The sequence below is a fragment of the Thalassomonas sp. RHCl1 genome (assembly GCF_947387555.1).
Taxonomy (GTDB): Bacteria; Pseudomonadota; Gammaproteobacteria; order Enterobacterales; family Alteromonadaceae; genus Thalassomonas.
The window spans coordinates 30,145-48,726 of the sequence record NZ_CANDNZ010000014.1 but is presented as its reverse complement, the minus strand read 5'-3'; the positions used below and the strand labels follow the sequence as shown (position 1 = coordinate 48,726).

14 protein-coding genes are annotated in these 18,582 nt (G+C 49.4%); 13 read left to right on the top strand and 1 reads right to left on the bottom strand.

Annotation, left to right across the window (positions count from 1 at the left end; all coding sequences use genetic code 11):
• Positions 1–25 precede the first annotated feature (25 nt).
• The 13 genes from QL234_RS26210 (at position 26) to lpxC (ending at position 16,509) form a co-directional block, all read left to right on the top strand.
• Complete coding sequence (locus QL234_RS26210; protein WP_281560713.1) at positions 26–1,801, top strand: penicillin-binding transpeptidase domain-containing protein; 1,776 nt, start codon at positions 26–28, stop codon at positions 1,799–1,801.
• Complete coding sequence (locus QL234_RS26205) at positions 1,794–3,332, top strand: UDP-N-acetylmuramoyl-L-alanyl-D-glutamate--2,6-diaminopimelate ligase (protein ID WP_281560712.1); 1,539 nt, start codon at positions 1,794–1,796, stop codon at positions 3,330–3,332. The genes QL234_RS26210 and QL234_RS26205 overlap by 8 nt, the downstream gene beginning before the upstream one ends.
• Positions 3,333–3,519: 187 nt before the next feature.
• On the top strand, positions 3,520–4,905 hold the full coding sequence (gene murF / locus QL234_RS26200; protein ID WP_281560711.1) for a UDP-N-acetylmuramoyl-tripeptide--D-alanyl-D-alanine ligase: 1,386 nt from the start codon (positions 3,520–3,522) through the stop codon (positions 4,903–4,905).
• Entirely contained in the window at positions 4,905–5,987 is a 1,083-nt protein-coding gene (gene mraY, locus QL234_RS26195) for a phospho-N-acetylmuramoyl-pentapeptide-transferase (RefSeq protein WP_044835923.1), read from the top strand. Before murF ends, mraY begins: the two co-directional genes overlap by 1 nt.
• A 24-nt stretch (positions 5,988–6,011) precedes the next feature.
• Positions 6,012–7,418 carry a UDP-N-acetylmuramoyl-L-alanine--D-glutamate ligase gene (gene murD, locus QL234_RS26190; protein ID WP_281560710.1) on the top strand — a complete coding sequence of 469 codons (1,407 nt, stop codon included), beginning with the start codon at positions 6,012–6,014 and terminating at the stop codon, positions 7,416–7,418.
• Positions 7,415–8,638: a cell division protein FtsW gene (gene ftsW, locus QL234_RS26185; protein WP_281560709.1), complete on the top strand. Its 1,224-nt coding sequence runs from the start codon at positions 7,415–7,417 to the stop codon at positions 8,636–8,638. The genes murD and ftsW overlap by 4 nt, the downstream gene beginning before the upstream one ends.
• Before the next feature lie 26 nt (positions 8,639–8,664).
• Positions 8,665–9,798: an undecaprenyldiphospho-muramoylpentapeptide beta-N-acetylglucosaminyltransferase gene (murG, locus tag QL234_RS26180; protein ID WP_281560803.1), complete on the top strand. Its 1,134-nt coding sequence runs from the start codon at positions 8,665–8,667 to the stop codon at positions 9,796–9,798.
• An 8-nt stretch (positions 9,799–9,806) separates the two neighbouring features.
• Complete coding sequence (murC, locus tag QL234_RS26175; protein WP_281560708.1) at positions 9,807–11,255, top strand: UDP-N-acetylmuramate--L-alanine ligase; 1,449 nt, start codon at positions 9,807–9,809, stop codon at positions 11,253–11,255.
• Positions 11,252–12,196, top strand: a complete 945-nt coding sequence (locus QL234_RS26170; RefSeq protein WP_281560707.1) for a D-alanine--D-alanine ligase — start codon at positions 11,252–11,254, stop codon at positions 12,194–12,196. The genes murC and QL234_RS26170 overlap by 4 nt, the downstream gene beginning before the upstream one ends.
• A gap of 3 nt (positions 12,197–12,199) precedes the next feature.
• Positions 12,200–12,958 (top strand): cell division protein FtsQ/DivIB, encoded by a 759-nt coding sequence (locus QL234_RS26165; protein WP_281560706.1) that lies wholly within the window; start codon positions 12,200–12,202, stop codon positions 12,956–12,958.
• A 5-nt stretch (positions 12,959–12,963) separates the two neighbouring features.
• On the top strand, positions 12,964–14,202 hold the full coding sequence (ftsA, locus tag QL234_RS26160; protein ID WP_044835928.1) for a cell division protein FtsA: 1,239 nt from the start codon (positions 12,964–12,966) through the stop codon (positions 14,200–14,202).
• A 76-nt stretch (positions 14,203–14,278) separates the two neighbouring features.
• Positions 14,279–15,448 carry a cell division protein FtsZ gene (gene ftsZ / locus QL234_RS26155; RefSeq protein WP_044835929.1) on the top strand — a complete coding sequence of 390 codons (1,170 nt, stop codon included), beginning with the start codon at positions 14,279–14,281 and terminating at the stop codon, positions 15,446–15,448.
• 143 nt (positions 15,449–15,591) lie between these two features.
• On the top strand, positions 15,592–16,509 hold the full coding sequence (gene lpxC, locus QL234_RS26150) for a UDP-3-O-acyl-N-acetylglucosamine deacetylase (RefSeq protein WP_044835930.1): 918 nt from the start codon (positions 15,592–15,594) through the stop codon (positions 16,507–16,509).
• Between the two features lie 135 nt (positions 16,510–16,644).
• On the opposite strand, the gene QL234_RS26145 is transcribed toward lpxC, so the two are convergent.
• The gene (locus QL234_RS26145; RefSeq protein ID WP_281560705.1) at positions 16,645–18,510 is read right to left on the bottom strand and encodes a DUF4365 domain-containing protein; all 1,866 of its coding nucleotides are present in this window, start codon (positions 18,508–18,510) and stop codon (positions 16,645–16,647) included.
• Positions 18,511–18,582: the final 72 nt, after the last annotated feature.

Below are 18,582 nucleotides of genomic sequence, written 5' to 3'. Positions count from 1 at the left end.
TATTAAAAACGAACATACGATTGGCATGATAGACAGCGTAAAAAGAAAATCAGAGCAAAACAAGGTGACAGCAATAGCATGGCGTTTTTACGTTGTGCTGGCTGTGATCGTGCTGATTTATCTCGGATTGCTGGCCAGGGCCGCCTATATCCAGGTGGTGGAGCCGGATATGCTGAAAAAGCAGGGTGATCTGCGCTCATTGCGTACCCTGGCCAATACCGTGCAGCGGGGTTCAATTATCGACCGTAACGGCGATCAGTTGGCGGTAAGCGTGCCGGTGGAAACCGTGTGGGCGGATCCTAAGATGATCATGCAAAACAATGCCCTGACCATGACAGAGCACTGGCAGGCACTGGCGGATGTACTCGGCCAGGATGTCGAGCGCCTGACCCGACGGATCTCAAAAAACCCGAAAAAACGTTTTGTCTATGTCGAGCGTAAAGTCTCGCCGGCGATGGCCAATTACATTAAAGAGCTGAAAATTCCCGGCATATTTTTACGCAAAGAGTCAAAACGTTTTTATCCGGCAGGGGAAATAAGCGCCCATGTTGTCGGGGTGACCGATGTTGACGATAAAGGCATTGAGGGCATAGAGCGGGTTTACGATCAGCTGTTAACCGGTGTCGGCGGACAAAAGCGTTTCCGAAAAGATGCCAAAGGCAGAAAAATTGAGATCCTTTCGGTGGAAGAGTCAAGGCCGCCGCAAGATCTGACCTTGAGTATTGACCAGCGCATTCAGGCGCTGGCCTATAAAGAATTAAAAGGGGCGGTCGCGGCCTTTAAAGCCAGATCCGGCTCTGTGGTGGTAACCAATGTCCATACCGGCGAGATCCTGGCCATGGTTAATAACCCCTCCTATAACCCGAATAACCTTGCCAATACCGCCACCCACAGGTTGAGAAACCGGGCCATTACCGATGTTTTTGAACCCGGCTCCACCATGAAGCCGCTGACTGTGCTGACCGCACTTGAATTTGGTGCTGCCGAGCCGGATACCGTGATCGACACCAATCCCGGCTGGATGCGTTTAGGGGGTCGCCGGGTCTCGGATCCGAGAAACCGCGGAGAGCTCAGCCTGACGGATATCCTGGTTACTTCTTCGAATATGGGCACCACCAAACTGGCGCTGTCGGTGCCGAAAGAGTTCCTGCTGGATAAGTTTTTTGAAATGGGTTTTGCCGAAGATACCGGTACCGGTTTGATCGGTGAAAGCCCGGGTATGTTGTCGGACCGCAGCCGCTGGTCGAAATTCGAACTGGCGACCTTATCCTGGGGTCATGGTCTGGCGATCAGTCCGGCGCAGCTGGCAAGATTTTACAGCACACTGGCAAACGGCGGTATCAAGCGGCCGTTAAGCATATTGAAAACCGATAAAATTCCTGAAGGAGAGCGGGTGTTATCAAAACACTATACCGCCGAAGTACTGGATATGCTTGAGCACGTGGTTAATGAAAAGGTGAATAATGCCAAGGTTGACGGCTATCGCGTCGGCGGCAAAACCGGCACCACCATCAAGGCGGTTGCCGGCGGTTATGGTAATGACTATGTCGGTACTTTTGCCGGTATCGCACCGCTGTCACGCCCCGAACTTGCGGTGGTGGTGATGATTAACGAACCCGGCGGCGATCTTTATCACGGCGGTGAAATTGCCGCGCCGGTATTTTCCCGGGTGATGAAAGGGGCATTGCAATTACTTAATATTGCCCCGGATGCCACCACAAGTGCTGCTTTGTCAGACGCTGACGGCGAAAAACAAGTGGCAGCGGGCAGCGGTGTTAGCAGGGGGCAAAGCAATGTCTGATGCTAAATTCGCCATAGACCAGGCCCTGGGCCTGTTTGATATCAGTATTGAGCCCCTGGCGACAGGCAACCTGGTTAACGACAGCCGGGAAATTCAGCCGGGCGATATCTTTTGTGCGGTGCTGGGGACAAACCAGGACGGCCGACAGCATATAGAAAAAGCGGTATTGGCGGGAGCCAATCTGGTGATCGCCCAGTGCCAGCATCACTTACAGCACGGCAATATTATCAAGCGCAGCTTTGGCGAGAAATCTGTGAACTTAGTACAGTTCTATCAGCTCGACAGCAAGCTTTATGATTTGGCCAGGGCCTATTACCGGGAGCCGCAAGCGGCAATGACGATAACAGGTATTACCGGCACTAACGGTAAAACCAGCACCAGCCAGATCATTGCCAAGTTACTGTCGGCATACCGGCAAGAGTGCGCCATTATCGGTACCGTAGGGGCTGGTGCATTAGATGCCTTAAAGCCTATTGCCAATACCACGCCGGGACCAACCCAGCTGCACCAGTTGCTGGCGGAATTTTCCGGGCAAGGCATCAGCGATGTTGCCATGGAAGTCTCTTCGCACGCATTAACCCAGAAGCGGGTTTGCCCCAGTTTGCTGGATATTGCGGTTTTTACCAACCTTAGCCGCGATCATCTTGATTACCATCAAACCATGGAAAATTATGCCGAGGCAAAATTTTCCATCTTTACCGGTGAAGCCGGGCAAATTGCCATCTTAAATGGCGATGATAACTGGGCCCGGGAAAAACTGGCGAACTGGCCACAGGCGCAGCCGGTGATAGTTTTTGGTCGCAACGAGCAGGTGAAAAGTTTTTCGCAATACCTGTATGCGGGCAATATCAAGGCGACCGCTGATGGTACAAGTTTTACCCTGGACACGCATTTGGGCCGCTTTGAAATAAACAGTCCGCTGATGGGAGACTTTAATGTCGATAACCTGCTGGCGGCAATTGCGGTGCTGCTCGCCAAAGATTTGCCCTTGGATGCTTTAGCTGCTGCGGTTAAAACCATTACGCCGATTTTGGGTCGCATGGAAAATATCAGCGCACCGGGAAAAGCTACCGCTGTGGTGGATTATGCCCATACCCCAGATGCCCTGGAAAAAGCCTTGCTGGCATGCCGCCGCCACTGTCAGGGACAGTTATGGCTGGTCTTTGGCTGCGGCGGTGACCGGGATAAAGGCAAACGCCCACAGATGGGAAAAATAGCCGAGCAGTTGGCGGATCATGTGGTGATCACCAATGACAACCCCAGGTTTGAGGCGGCGGAATTGATTGTCGGCGATATTCTCGCCGGCTGTGAAAAAACAGAGAAAATGACGGTGATCCTCGACCGCTCCCAGGCGGTGCTGTCGGCATTATCCCGGGCCAAAGCCGGGGATATGGTGCTGTTGGCGGGCAAAGGCCACGAAGACTATATCATTATCAAAGATGAAAAAATTGAATATAACGAACGTGAACTGGTGCTTGGCTTTTTCCGGCAGCAAAGCGAAAAAGCGCATCAAAGCGAAAGCCGTTCATGAATGAATTAGTGTTACCTTTCCGGTTAAACGGCAAGGGGGATTTAAGGTCGGTATTAATGACCGGCGATAAAGGAAGTACTGTTATTACAAAGCATTACAGTTTAATGAACAATGAAAAAGCAGATGTTAGTATGCGTTATCTGGTACGTGATTACTTTCAACGACTTAGTCTAAGCGAGAGTGAACGATGATCAGTTTACCTTTATCTGAAATAGCAAAGGCAACCGGGGGAACCCTGGTGGGTGCAGATATCAGCGTTGAGCAAATCGGCACCGACAGCCGGGCGCTTAATGCCGGGGATGTTTTCCTGGCATTAAAAGGCCCTAATTTTGACGGCCACCGCTTTATTGAGCAGGTGGTTGCTTTGGGCTGCAGTGCGGTGATTGTCGATCACCGGGTAGACTGTGACATACCGCAGGTGGTGGTGGAAGATACCCGTATTGCCCTGGGCAAGATCGGGGCTTATATCAAAGCCAAGGTCGCACCGAAAACCGTCGGTATTACCGGTAGCAGCGGCAAAACCACGGTAAAAGAAATGGTGGCGGCGATCTTGTCCCGTTTGGGCAAGGTATTGGCCACCAAAGGAAATTTTAACAATGACATCGGTGTGCCGTTAACCTTGCTGCGTCTTGAACCGCAGCATGAATATGCGGTGATTGAAATGGGCGCCAACCATATCGGGGAAATCGCCTATACCACCGCCCTGGTTGCGCCGGATGTGGCGATGATCAACAACATTGCCGCCGCCCATCTGGAAGGTTTTGGCGATTTATGCGGTGTTGCCCGGGCAAAAGGGGAGATCTTTGAAGGTCTGCCGGAGGGCGGTGTCGCCATATATAACCAGGATTGCAAATATGCCCATAAATGGCAGTGGCGTCTGACGGATAAAACCGTGCGCCGTTTTTCCTGTGCCGGTGAGGCCAGCTGTTATAGCTCGGATGTGCGTTTAGATGCCAGCGGTTGTGCCCGGTTTACCCTGAATACCCGGGAAGGTCAGGTGGATATCCAGCTGACGGTGCCGGGTAAGCATAATGTCTGTAATGCGGTGGCAGCAGCTACCGTGACCTTGGAATTGGGGGCAAGCCTGGAAGATATCCGTTTGGGGCTGGCGCAGATGACGCCGGTTAACGGTCGTTTGAATTTGCTTGAGCTTAACGGTAACTGCCGGTTAATCGATGATACCTATAACGCCAATGTTGAATCCATTAAGGCGGGCATCGAATTGCTCTCCGCTTATCCCGGGGTCAGGGTACTGGTACTGGGAGATATGGGAGAGCTGGGCTCTGAAGCACGCAGCTACCATCAGGAAGTCGGGGAATATGCCAAATCCTTGGGGATTGATATTTTATTTACCCTGGGGGTGTTAAGCCAGAGCACCGCGGATGCCTTTAAAGAAAACGGCCGTCATTTCAGTTCGCGCGAGCAGCTGGTGACGACCCTGGCACAAACTTTAGATAACGAATCCCAGCCGATTTCAATTTTGGTGAAAGGTTCACGCAGTGCGCATATGGAACATGTTGTGCAGGAAATAATAGCCTGGCGGAACGGCCAGCCACAACAGGAACATGTCTGATGCTACTTTGGTTAGGGGAGTTTTTAACCCAATATTACTCCGGGTTTAACGTTTTTTCTTATCTGACTTTCAGGGCGATTGTCAGTACCTTGACCGCGTTGGCGATTTCGCTGTATTTCGGTCCCAAATTGATCCGCGCCCTGCAAAAAATGCAAATTGGCCAGACGGTACGCGACGACGGGCCAGAGAGCCATTTATCCAAGTCGGGTACCCCGACCATGGGCGGTATTTTAATTTTAGGGTCGATCATTTTCAGCGTATTGCTGTGGGGAGACTTAAGTAACGCCTATGTTTGGGTGGTGCTGTTTGTGGTGGCCAGCTTCGGCCTGATAGGTTTTGTCGACGATTACCGTAAGGTGATCCGTAAAGACTCGAACGGCTTGATCGCCCGCTGGAAGTATTTCTGGCAGACGGTGATTGGTTTAAGCACGGCGCTTTTCCTGTATTGGTTTGCCCAGGGGCCGGAAGAAACCGCTTTGCTGATCCCTTTTATTAAAGATGTGCTGCCGCAATTGGGGATCTTTTATGTGGTGCTCAGTTATTTTGTTATTGTCGGCACCAGTAATGCGGTCAATCTGACCGATGGCCTTGATGGCCTGGCAATCGTGCCCACGATTATGGTGGCGGGGGCTTTTGCCATTTTTGCCTATATGACGGGGAATGTGAATTTCTCATCATATCTGCATATTCCGCATATCGCCCTGGCCAGTGAACTGGTGGTGGTATGTACCGCCATCGTCGGTGCAGGCTTAGGTTTCCTCTGGTTTAACACCTATCCGGCGCAGGTGTTTATGGGAGATGTTGGCTCCCTGGCTTTAGGGGCGGCGTTAGGTGTGATTGCCGTTTTGGTCCGCCAGGAGCTGGTATTGTTTATTATGGGAGGCGTGTTTGTGATGGAAACCGTTTCCGTGATCCTCCAGGTAGGTTCATATAAATTGCGGGGTGAGCGGATTTTCCGTATGGCACCGATACACCATCATTATGAGTTAAAAGGCTGGCCTGAGCCCAGGGTGATCGTTCGTTTCTGGATCATGTCCCTGGTGTTGGTATTGGTTGGCCTGGCGACGCTTAAGTTAAGATAAGAATTAAGATAAAAACTGATATTCATGACTGACGTTACCGCAAACATTATGCCTGAGCTGTTAAAGCAACTGACAGGCAAGCGTATCCTGATACTGGGTCTGGGACAAACAGGGTTATCCTGTGCCCGTTTCCTGGCATCCCGGGGGCTTGAGTTTGCGGTCAACGATAGCCGGGAACAGGCGATCGATGAAGCTGTTTTTCAGCGGGATTACCCTGGCTGTGAACTGGTGCAAGGCAAATGGGATGCTGATCTTATCGCCTCGGCACAGGTTATCCTGGCAAGTCCGGGTATTGATATGGCAGAAGCGGTTATTGCCGGTGCTATTTCGCCCGGTTGCCAGGTGTGGGGGGATGTTGAACTCTTTTGCCGCTTAACTGATGTACCTGTCATTGCCGTGACCGGCTCTAACGGTAAATCCACTGTAGTTTCTTTGCTGGCACACCTGGCGCAAAGCCTGGGATTAAATGCCGAATTAGGCGGTAATGTCGGGGTGCCGATATTAGATCTTATCGACAAAGCCCCTGAGTTATTAATATTGGAGTTGTCCAGTTTTCAGCTGGAAACCATCTCCAGTATGAAACCGCTGGCGGCCTCGGTATTAAACCTCAGCGATGATCACCTGGATCGCCATCTGACCATGGAAAATTACCGCGACATTAAGCAGAAGATTTATCAACAAGCCGGTGTGGCCGTGGTTAACCGTGACGACAGTGCTACCTGGGTTGATGAAAAAGTCTTTAACGGTAAAGTGCTTTCTTTTGGCAGCGATGCGCCGCAAGATGGCCATTTAGGCTTGACGACTATCAATAATGAGTTGAACTTGATGTACGGGCAGCAGGCGCTGCTCCCGGTACGTGAATTGCCGCTCTCGGGTGTGCATAATGCCCTCAATTGTCTGGCGGTGCTGGCTTTAGGCTTAAGCGCCGGTTGGCCGCTGGAGCAAATGCTGAGCCATTTAAGCAGTTTTACCGGTTTAGCGCACAGGTGCCAGCCGCTGAAAACCAATGACGGCATCTTGTGGATCAATGACTCAAAAGCCACCAATGTCGGCGCTACCATAGCGGCGATTTCCGGTCTGGCGCAAACTAAAAATGCCGGGCAGCAATTAATTTTAATCGCCGGTGGTGATGGCAAAGGGGCAGACTTTGCGCCTTTAAAAGACTTGTTAACCGATGAAGTGAGTTTATTGATCACCCTGGGGAAAGACGGCGAACAGCTGGCTGCATTAGCTGCAAACAGCCACAAGGTTGATAGCCTGGAACAGGCGGTTGCCCTTGCCGGAAAAAGTGCTAAAGCAGGTGATACCGTATTGTTATCTCCTGCCTGTTCTAGCCTGGATATGTTTAAAAACTTTGCCGTACGCGGCCAAGTTTTTGCCGAAGCGGTACAGGCCTTTGTCGGCAAAGCAGCGCCGGGGGCAAGTGCATGATGGCTTCTCTCTCGCAGATGAATTTATTTAAAGGGCTTGGCGGCATGCTGGGAGCATTGAAAATGCCCGACTGGTTAAGTCAAAGTTCGACGCCGACCACCACCTTTGATCGCAGCTATCTGATCCTGGCAATTGCCATGTATATGGTGGGGCTGATTATGGTGGCCAGCTCTTCGATGCCGGTGGCGGAGCGCTTGTTTGATAACCCGTTCCATTTTGTGATCCGCCACATGATTTATATCGTCTTGAGTATCGGTATTGCCGTGGCAAGCTTGCAACTGCCGATGAGCTGGTGGCAAAAATCCAGCGGCGGCTTGTTGCTGCTGGCGATGGTGTTGCTGCTGGTGGTGCTTGTGGTTGGTCGCTCGGTCAACGGCGCTACCCGCTGGATAGTTGTGGGTCCCATTACCATACAGGCGGCAGAGCCCGCCAAGCTGTTTTTCTTTTGTTACCTGTCGGCTTACCTGGTCAGGCGGCGGGATGAGGTGATGGAAAATTTTAAAGGTTTCCTGAAACCCCTGGTGGTATTCTTCCTGCTGGCGCTGATGTTATTGGCGCAGCCTGACTTGGGTACCATTATCGTGATGTTTGTCACTACCTTTGGCTTGCTGTTCCTTGCAGGAGCCAAGTTATGGCAGTTTATCGGTATTGCCAGTGTCGGGGTCACCGCCCTGTCTTTGCTGGCGGTTTTTGAACCTTATCGCTGGCGGCGTATTACCAGTTTCCTCGATCCCTGGCAGGATCCCTTTGGTAGCGGTTATCAGCTGACCCAGTCGCTGATGGCGTACGGTCGTGGTGAAATGTTTGGTCAGGGTCTGGGTAACAGTATCCAGAAGCTGGAATACTTGCCGGAGGCCCATACCGACTTTGTGATGGCGGTATTGGCGGAAGAATTTGGTTTTATCGGTATCAGCGTGATCTTGCTGCTGAGCTTTATCCTGGTGATCAAGGCGCTGTTGCTTGGCCGTAAAGCATTGGCACAGGAGAAGTTTTTTGAAGGTTATTTTGCCTATTCCATCGGTATCTGGATGAGTTTCCAGGCAGCGGTCAATGTCGGCGCCAGCGCCGGTATCGTACCGACTAAAGGGCTGACCATGCCGCTGATAAGTTATGGCGGCAGCTCGATGATCATCATGACCATAGCTGTGGTGGTGTTGATCCGTATCGACCATGAAGTGCGGTTGCAAAACATCCAGGCAACATCTGGAGGAAGAAAATGAGCATATCTTCCGCTAAGCCTTCAGTGATGCCTTCTGGAAAGGTAAATAAAGTGAACGGTGAAAAGCCTACCCTATTGGTGATGGCAGGCGGTACCGGCGGTCACATTTTCCCGGGTATTGCAGTCGCTCAGCACCTTGAGGCCCGGGGCTGGAATATCCACTGGCTGGGTACCTCCGAGCGGATGGAAGCTAAGTTGGTGCCTGAACATGGCTACCCGATATCTTTCATTAATATCAGCGGGCTGAGAAACAAAGGGTTAAAGGGCTGGTTGAAATTACCTTTTAACCTTATCCGCTCACTGTGGCAGTCAATTACCATTATCCGTGCCGTCAAACCGGATGTGGTACTGGGCATGGGTGGTTATGCCAGCGGACCGGGCGGTGTTGCCGCTTGGTTAATGAGAAAACCTTTGGTATTACATGAACAAAATGCCGTGGCGGGCATGAGCAACCGCTTACTGGCAAAAGTGGCCACTAAAGTATTGGCGGCATTTCCCGGCGCTTATGATGCCAAGGTTAACTGCCAGGTGGTGGGTAACCCGGTGCGCCGGACCATAGCGCAAAGCAATGTCGAGCAAGAGTCAGAGGCTGAGCAGGAGCCGTTAGCGCAAGCGGCAACAGGCAAAAAAATCCTGGTGGTCGGCGGCAGCCTGGGGGCAAAAGTGCTCAACGATGTTGTGCCTGTGGCCGTGTCTAAACTGGAACAGCCGGTTCAGGTATGGCACCAGAGCGGGGCCAATAACCAGGAGGTCGTATTATCGGCCTACCGGGAAGCCGGTGTTGATGAACACCAGGTACGGGTAGGAGATTTTATTAAGGATATGGCCGCGGCTTATCGCTGGGCCGATTTAGTGATCTGCCGGGCAGGAGCATTGACGGTTTCCGAACTGGCGATGGCGGGCAAGGCAGCTATTTTTGTGCCTTTACCCCATGCGGTAGATGATCACCAGACAAAAAATGCAATGTATTTAGTGGCGCATGGCGCGGCTAAGTTATTGCCGCAAAATGAATTTAATGCAGCAGCCCTGGCACAGATGCTCAGCGGACTTTTTACTGACGAGAGGGAAGTCGAGGCGATGGCCAAGGCGGCGATAGCCGCGGCCCATAACGATGCCACCGATACTGTCGGCAATATCTGCCAGGGGTTGTTAGCACAATGAGTAATTTAATGACGAGTTTAGAAAATAACAGTGCGCCGATTAAGGTGCCTGAAATGCGCCGGGTGAAGCAAATTCATTTTGTCGGTATCGGCGGCGCCGGTATGGGCGGTATTGCCGAAGTTTTATTAAATGAAGGCTATCAGATCTCCGGCTCTGACATCAGTGAAAATGCCGTGGTCAAACGCTTAACGGCACTGGGGGCGAATATCCATATCGGGCATGATGCCACCAACATAAACGGCGCCAGTGTGATCGTGGTGTCAACGGCAATCGATAGTGAAAACCCTGAATTAGTCGCTGCGGCAACGCAGCGTATTCCCGTGGTGCGCCGGGCAGAAATGCTGGCAGAGCTGATGCGTTTTCGTCACGGGGTGGCAATAGCCGGTACCCATGGCAAGACCACTACTACCAGTTTGATCGCCAGTATTTTTGGCGAAGCGGGATTAGATCCGACTTTTGTTATCGGCGGTTTGCTGAACAGCGCAGGTACCAATGCCAGGCTTGGCAGCAGCCGTTACCTGATTGCCGAAGCCGATGAGAGCGATGCGTCATTTTTACATCTCCAGCCTATGGTGGCGGTAGTAACCAATATCGATCAGGACCATATGGAAACTTACCAGGGAGATTTTGAAAAACTTAAAGACACTTATATCGAGTTCCTGCATAATTTGCCGTTTTATGGTGTCGCCGTGGTTTGTATCGATAATCCTGTGGTACGGGAATTATTGCCGCGGATCTCGCGTCAGGTGATCACTTACGGCTTCAGTGAAGATGCCGATATCCGCGCGGTGGATTATCAGCAAGCTGGCGGCAGCAGTGCCTTTACCGTGCTGATGCCGGGACATGAACCGATGAAGCTCAGCGTTAATTTGCCGGGTGAGCACAATGTGTTAAATGCCCTGGCGGGCATCGCCGTGGCACTGGATGAAGGCCTGGAGCAAAAAGCGATTTGCAAGGCATTAAGTGAATTTGAAGGCATAGGTCGCCGTTTTGAGTTATTGGCGCCATTAACAACCGAAAGCGGTGAAATGCAGCTGGTGGATGATTACGGTCATCACCCGAGTGAAGTGGCGGCAACCATTAAGGCAATGCGCAACGGCTGGCCGGACAAACGCCTGGTGATGGTGTTCCAGCCCCACAGGTACTCACGTACCCGGGACTTATATGAAGACTTTGTTGAAGTATTATCCGAAGTTGATTGTTTGCTGTTGCTTGATGTTTATGCCGCAGGTGAAGCGCCGATAGTCTCGGCAGACAGCAAGAGCCTGACTCGTTCTATTCGTCAGCGGGGCAAGCTGGAGCCTATTTATGTCAGCGACAGCGATAAGTTGCCCGAGCTGCTTGCGGCGCAGTTGCTGGACGGCGATATGGTGATCACCCAGGGCGCGGGCAATATCGGCGCCGTGGCGCGTGAATTGGCCGGGCACCCTCTGTTAACCGCAGGGGAAAGTAAATGACAGTGAATACAAAAGAGATGAACAAAGAAAAAATTGCCGTGCTTTACGGCGGTACCTCGGCAGAGCGGGAAGTTTCCCTTAACTCAGGCCGGGCGGTAGCCAATGGCCTGACGACTTCGGGTTATGAGGTGGTGCTGTTTGATACCAAAGAAAACAAGCTCACCGCATTGCTGGACATGGATATAGATAAAGTGTTTATCGCCCTGCATGGTCGCGGCGGTGAAGACGGTTGTTTACAGGGGGCGCTGGAATATTTGGGGATCCCTTATACCGGCTCAGGTGTTTTGGGGTCGGCCCTGTCGATGGATAAAATTCGCAGCAAGCAGATATGGCAGGCGCTGGATTTACCGACCGCTTCTTTTGCCATCGTCGAAAAGCAGGCGTTTACCGCAGAAGATGCCCCGGTGATCCTGGCAAGCCTGGGGGGCAAGGTGATGGTGAAACCCGCCAATGAAGGTTCCAGCATAGGCATGGCCAAAGCAGCCAATGCTCAGGAACTGGTGGCGGCCTTAACCTCGGCTTTTGCCTTTGATGAACAGATTTTAGTGGAAGAGTGGATTGACGGTCCTGAATATACCGTATCCATCTTAGGGGATAAGGCGTTGCCGGCCATCTCCATGGAAACGCCGCGTGAGTTTTATGACTATGAGGCCAAGTACCAGTCGACCACAACCGTGTATAACTGTCCCTGCGGTTTACCGGCAGAAGAAGAAGCCGAGCTGGGCGAACTGGCATTAAAAGCCTTTAACGCCACCGGTGCCAAAGGCTGGGGCCGGGTGGATTTGATGCGTAACAGCCTGGGTGACTGGCAGCTGTTGGAAGTTAATACCGTACCGGGGATGACGGAAACCTCTCTGGTGCCTAAAGCTGCCAAGGTTGCCGGACTGGACTTTAACCAATTGGTCGATGCCATTGTGCAGCTGGCCGGTAAGGATAAATAGCTGATGGCAAAAGCGGCCGGGCAAATTAAAGACATCAACTGGTCCTTCTGGTCCGGGGTGGTGTTTTTTGTTCTGGTCGTGGTCGGTCTGCTTTACCTCAGCTGGTACATCAGCCAGGAGGTAAATGCCGAGGAAAGTGCGCCGGTGACGACGCTGGCCATTGGCGGTGAGATGCCCTATACCAATCGCCAGGATATTTTGACGGCGATAGACGATATCGATATGGGCAACTTTTTCCAGGTGGATGTCAACCGGGTACAGCAGCAGATCATGACCTTGCCCTGGGTCTATTCGGTGTCGGTGCGTAAGCAGTGGCCGAACGAACTGAAAATTTATGTGGTGGATCAGACGCCGGTGGCGCTGTGGAACGGTGATTTTTTAATTAACCGCGAAGGCAAAGCGTTCCAGGCGGATACCGGGCGGTTAACATCGCCTTTGCCGCAGTTTTACGGGCCGGAAGGCAGTGAAATTGTCGCCTTGGACAATTTTAGAAATTTAAATGCCTTGCTGGAATTTCGTGGCCTGGCGATAGCGGAACTGATGCTGTCGGAGCGTTTTTCCTGGCAGCTGACCTTAAATGACGGCGTGGTTTTAAACCTGGGCCGGGAAGAGCGGGTTGAACGAATTCAGCGTTTTATGGACGTATATCCGCAAATAAAACAGAAAAAAGAAGAAAATCAGCAGGTTGATTACATCGATTTGCGTTATGATACCGGAGTTGCTGTCGGGTGGAAGCCTGCAGCCGATAAACAAAGAGCTTAATCTGAATGTCGAAAGTAGCAGAAAGAAAATTAGTTGTTGGATTAGATATCGGCACATCGAAAATATCGGTCGCGGTGGGCGAGGTTACGCCTGACAATAATTTAAGCATAGTCGGGGTGGGCAACCAGCCGGCACGAGGCATGGATAAGGGCGGCGTCAACGACCTTAACCTGGTGATAGAGTCGGTACAAAAGGCCATTAATGAAGCCGAGCTGATGGCGGATTGCCGCATCAGTTCTATTTACTTAGGCATCTCCGGCAAACATATCCTTTGTCAAAACGAAAACGGCATGGTGCCGATCAATGACAAAGAAGTGAACCAGGAAGACGTGGATAATGTTATCCATACCGCCCGCTCTGTGCCTATTTCAGCCGAGCGCCGTATGCTGCATGTTTTGCCGCAGGAATACAGCATCGACTGTCAGGACGGGATCAAAAGCCCTATCGGCATGTCCGGGGTGCGTATGGAAGCAAAGGTTCATATTGTCACCTGCGCCAACGATATGGCCAAGAATATCGTTAAATGTGTCGAGCGCTGCAACCTTGAAGCGGACCAGCTGATTTTCTCGGCGCTGGCGTCAAGTTATGCGGTACTCACCGATGATGAAAAAGAATTAGGGATCTGCGTGGTGGATATGGGCGCAGGAACCATGGATATTTCGGTCTTTACCGGCGGCGCATTACGTCATACTGCGGTAATACCGGTGGCGGGCAACCAGGTGACCAGTGATATCGCCAAGATATTCCGTACGCCGCTGAGCCACGCCGAAGAAATCAAGGTACAGTATGCCTGCGCGTTAAAAGACATGGTCAGCATGGAAGAGAATATTGAAGTGCCCAGTGTCGGCGGACGTCCGGCGCGCTCTATGTCACGCCATACCTTATCGGAAGTGGTGGAGCCCAGGTACCATGAGTTATTTGAGCTGGTACAGGAAGAATTGCGCAAATGCGGCCTGGATGAACAGATAGCAGCGGGTTATGTCTTTACCGGCGGTACCGCGAAAATGGAAGGTGTGGTGGAGTTTGCCGAAGAGGTATTCCAGATGCCGGTGCGTATCGCCAGCCCGATAGATGTTGAAGGATTAAAAGAATATGTGGATGACCCGGCTTATGCCACGGTTGTCGGCTTATTACGTTACGGCAAGCAGGCCAATGCGGTAGCTAAGCCGCTTAAGAAGAATAATGTAGAAGGGGTGGGGGATCTCTGGTCCCGCATCCATGCCTGGTTTAAAGGCGAGTTTTAGCGTTAATGCCCCTTGGCGTTAACAGTAAATTTTTAGTTTTGGTGGAATACGTTTTAACAAAAACGGAGAGAGAGATATGTTTGAATTGATGGAAGATCACAACGAAGAAGCGGTCATTAAAGTTGTCGGTGTCGGCGGCGGTGGCGGTAACGCGGTAGAGCACATGGTAAGCCAGACCATTGAAGGGGTTGAATTTACCACGGCAAATACCGATTCACAGGCGCTGCGCAACTCGTCTGCGGATGTTACTTTGCAACTAGGTGCCGATGTTACTAAAGGGCTTGGCGCCGGCGCTAACCCTGAAATCGGCCGTAAGGCTGCAGAAGAAGACAGAGAAACTATCCGTCAGACCCTGCAAGGTGCCGATATGGTGTTTATTGCTGCCGGTATGGGCGGTGGTACCGGTACAGGTGCTGCACCTGTGGTTGCCGAAGTGGCCAGAGAAATGGGCATTTTGACCGTAGCCGTAGTGACTAAGCCGTTCCCGTTCGAAGGCAAAAAACGTATGAACTATGCCGATCAGGGCGTAGAGTTTTTGGCGAAAAGTGTTGATTCTTTGATCACCATCCCCAATGAAAAGTTATTGAAGGTATTAGGCCCCGGCACCAGCTTGCTTGACGCCTTTAAAGCCGCCAACAACGTATTGTTAGGTGCGGTACAAGGTATTGCCGAACTTATTACCCGTCCCGGTTTGATTAACGTGGATTTCGCTGACGTGCGCACGGTAATGTCGGAAATGGGTACTGCCATGATGGGCTCGGGCCTGGCCTCAGGTCCGGATCGCGCTGAAGAAGCGGCAGAAGCGGCCATCTCAAGTCCGTTACTGGAAGATGTCGATTTAGCCGGTGCCCGCGGTATCCTGGTAAATATTACTGCCGGTATGGACATCACCATCGATGAATTCGAAACCGTTGGTAACGCGGTTAAGGCGTTTGCCTCTGAAAACGCTACGGTAGTGGTTGGTGCGGTAATCGACCCTGAAATGACTGAAGATCTGCGGGTAACCGTAGTTGCCACCGGTATCGGTGCCGAGCGCAAGCCTGACATTACGTTAGTGAACCCTGCACCTCAGGTTGAGCAACAAGTAGTAGGCGCAGATTACTCTGCCAGCCCTCAGGTTGAAGCGGGTGTTGCAGCTGCTCCTATGCCGGAAGCGAATGCCCAGGCAGCACCGGTGAAGACCACTGCAGCCGACTTGGATAATTATCTGGATATTCCTGCTTTCTTGCGTAAACAGGCAGACTAATTTCCTTACAATTGCGGATCTTTGATATTAGAGGGATTTTTTGGTATATTATGTCGCCACTTAACAGGTGGCTGGATAATATTTGATTTTTGCTTGTCTATACATTTGTGTAAACATGTGAAACTTAAGAAAAAGGCAATTTGATGATTAAACAACGTACAATCAAAGAAAGCGTTTCAGCAATAGGTGTTGGCTTACATAAAGGTGAAAAAGTGCAGGTCACTCTCCGTCCTGCGCAGGCAAACACCGGTATTGTATTCCGCCGGGTCGATCTCGATCCTGTTGTTGATATTCCTGCGACTCCGGAAGCCGTGGGCGAAACAACGCTGTGTACCTGTTTAATCAATGAAGATGGTGTTCAGGTTTCCACCGTTGAACACCTGCTTTCCGCGGTTGCCGGTTTAGGCATAGATAACCTAATTATTGATGTCGATTCTCCTGAAATCCCGATCATGGACGGTAGCGCCTTACCTTTTGTCTACCTGATCCAGTCTGTAGGTATTGAAACCTTGAATGTGTCTAAGCGTTTTATCCGCATTAAAAAGACCATTCGCGTTGAAGAAGGCGATAAATGGGCGGAGCTGAAACCTTATGAAGGTTTCCGCGTGAACTTTGCCATCGAGTTCAACCACCCGGTAATTGCCAATACCTGTCAGCAAATGAGTATGGACTTTTCTACCTGCTCTTTTATCAAAGAAATCAGCCGTGCCAGGACCTTCGGTTTTATGAAGGACATCGAGTTTTTACGCTCCCATAACCTGGCCTTAGGCGGCAGTTTGGAAAACGCCATCGTACTCGACGAGTACCGCATGCTTAATAAAGACGATCTGCGTTATGACGACGAATTCGTTAAACACAAGATCCTCGACGCCATCGGCGACTTGTATATGGGCGGCACCAGCATCTTAGGCGAGTTAAACGCCTTTAAATCGGGCCATGCCCTGAACAACATGCTGCTTCGTGAAGTATTCAAGCAGGTTGACTGCTGGGAATGGGTGACTTACGAAGATGAAGCCAAAGCGCCTATTGCTTATATGGAAACCAGCCCTTCGGCATTTTAAAATTCCACCAAGAATTTGAATAAAAAAGACCGGTCAATTGACCGGTTTTTTTATTCAAGATAGTTCTTTGATTAGGAGAACTATAGCCGTATTGTATGTGAAGATAATTGAAATTGATTTTAGGAGCTAAGAGGATTAATTTTTTACCTTTTTAATGCCCCAAGGTGAATCACCTTCAAAGTATAATTCCCCATGATATTTTAATATGTTCTTTGTTTCAGAATTTTCAAACACGCCTCCCTTTGCTTTATCATGCAAATCAAATAATGCTGAAATATCAATCTTATATTTTTCGATAAAATCATGTGATGAGGTTTCAAGGGAGGGAGAAAATACAGCAGTAATCCCTAAAATAGGCTCTAAACCAGAATTTATAGTGTCTACATGAATATCGCTTTTAGTACAGTCATTGCCTAAGAGTCTTACTAATTTACTTTTTAAATTATTTTCAATATGGGTATAGTTTTTGACTTCCTGATCTTGATTGAAAAATAGCTTATGAAAAAGAACTTCCCGCTTGTTATGGTACAGAGGCATACCCAAGATATAATCACTTTCTAATACACTTAATTCCTGTGAAATACCTCTGTTAAATTCGTTAAAAAAACTTAATATAAATGTGGTGATATCATCACTACCCAGTTTACCATTTAGCTTATCTAAAACATTTTTCTTCTTTAATAGAAACTTAACTTCTCCCTCATCAAACTCTTCCCAACTATCTGTTTGTGGTATTAATCCTATTTCAGGATTAAAGATGGGGACTGTAATGATTCCATTTGTCCAATTTGGACTTTCGGAAACTATTTCAGGAGGGATCTCTTTATAAACTAAGCCAATTTCGTTTAATTTTTGGTGTAGAGATTCAACATCTTTTTTTTGACAAGTCCAAGGAACGAATTTACCTAAGATCTGTTGTTTAAACCTTTTGCTTGATTCTCTAAAAGCAGGTGTTGTAGCCTGCATTGAGTATATTTGCACTGCAATATCGAGAGAGGGGGAGACACAATAGAATCCATCCCAACTTCTGGAGTGTCTAGCTATTTGTTGCTTAAAGTCATTTGGTACAGTAAAGGAAAATTCAGAGTCTAAAATACAGCTCCCTGCTATTATGCTGAAACATTCCCAATCTGTTAACTGCTTACTCCAAGGCGTGTCACCTTTACGATTATTTTCTGATTTTTCTTTAAAACTAACAGGAGAAATTATAAAGGATAACCATTCACCTTTCTTTAAAGGAAGTTCAAGTTTTGCAATGACCTTCTTTAGATTAGCAAAATATTCTTCCACGCTTTCCACAGAGGATGTAGCTTTTAGCCCATAAAGATAATTATCACTAGTGGATTTTATTGCAGTAATCCAAGATGGTAAGTATTCATATGATTGGTGGTGAAAATCAATTGAAATTCCATGTAGGGAGCGTAGATTAACTAATTCACTTATTTCATTGAAACTTATGGTTCTATGCTGAGGCATAACTACGGGAAAAATATTACAAGTAAACTCAGGTTCAACAACAGAAAGAAGTTTAGAGTAAAATCTATTAACGCAACTTTCTAATTGTTTCCTTGTTTTACTTAGCTCATTCTTTTTAATATGAAATGAAGTAGTTTTGGATGTTAACCCTTTAATTTTTTTACGAACTTGCTCTGTTACATCATCCCAGAAAGTAGCATCGTTTGCTTCATCGTAAACGGCTAAAATAACAGGGTAATAGCTATTTGCCCAAGTTAAGCATGTGCTTGCTGCAATAGATACGCTGAGATTTCCATTCTTTAATACTCTGACCTGGCCTTTATGGGAGTGGAAAGATTTTACTTGGCACCTAAAATGAAATGCAGTTCGTTTTCCATTCACGAATATTTCGCATGACAGGTCTTCGCCATAATCAGCTGTGATTATTTCAGAGGTCCACCCCCATTTTTGTAGTTGAAGTGACACAGAGGTCTGTCCCACGTCACCAATAACATGATTCCTTGGTCTTACTGGTGTTGTATTCATTCCTTTCTCATCAATAAATTTAAATACCTAGTAACTAAGTTAGTTAGAAGTGGGTTAAAGTTAATTGCGGTT

What these genes read in the sequence shown, in the direction of transcription:
- murC (WP_281560708.1), top strand. Translation starts at nt 9,807, where the DNA reads ATGACGAGTTTAGAAAATAACAGTGCGCCGATTAAGGTGCCTGAAATG.
- lpxC (WP_044835930.1), top strand. Translation starts at nt 15,592, where the DNA reads ATGATTAAACAACGTACAATCAAAGAAAGCGTTTCAGCAATAGGTGTT.
- QL234_RS26170 (WP_281560707.1), top strand. Translation starts at nt 11,252, where the DNA reads ATGACAGTGAATACAAAAGAGATGAACAAAGAAAAAATTGCCGTGCTT.
- QL234_RS26145 (WP_281560705.1), bottom strand. Translation starts at nt 18,510, where the DNA reads ATGAATACAACACCAGTAAGACCAAGGAATCATGTTATTGGTGACGTG.
- QL234_RS26165 (WP_281560706.1), top strand. Translation starts at nt 12,200, where the DNA reads ATGGCAAAAGCGGCCGGGCAAATTAAAGACATCAACTGGTCCTTCTGG.
- ftsW (WP_281560709.1), top strand. Translation starts at nt 7,415, where the DNA reads ATGATGGCTTCTCTCTCGCAGATGAATTTATTTAAAGGGCTTGGCGGC.
- murF (WP_281560711.1), top strand. Translation starts at nt 3,520, where the DNA reads ATGATCAGTTTACCTTTATCTGAAATAGCAAAGGCAACCGGGGGAACC.
- ftsZ (WP_044835929.1), top strand. Translation starts at nt 14,279, where the DNA reads ATGTTTGAATTGATGGAAGATCACAACGAAGAAGCGGTCATTAAAGTT.
- QL234_RS26205 (WP_281560712.1), top strand. Translation starts at nt 1,794, where the DNA reads ATGTCTGATGCTAAATTCGCCATAGACCAGGCCCTGGGCCTGTTTGAT.
- mraY (WP_044835923.1), top strand. Translation starts at nt 4,905, where the DNA reads ATGCTACTTTGGTTAGGGGAGTTTTTAACCCAATATTACTCCGGGTTT.
- ftsA (WP_044835928.1), top strand. Translation starts at nt 12,964, where the DNA reads ATGTCGAAAGTAGCAGAAAGAAAATTAGTTGTTGGATTAGATATCGGC.
- QL234_RS26210 (WP_281560713.1), top strand. Translation starts at nt 26, where the DNA reads ATGATAGACAGCGTAAAAAGAAAATCAGAGCAAAACAAGGTGACAGCA.
- murD (WP_281560710.1), top strand. Translation starts at nt 6,012, where the DNA reads ATGACTGACGTTACCGCAAACATTATGCCTGAGCTGTTAAAGCAACTG.
- murG (WP_281560803.1), top strand. Translation starts at nt 8,665, where the DNA reads ATGCCTTCTGGAAAGGTAAATAAAGTGAACGGTGAAAAGCCTACCCTA.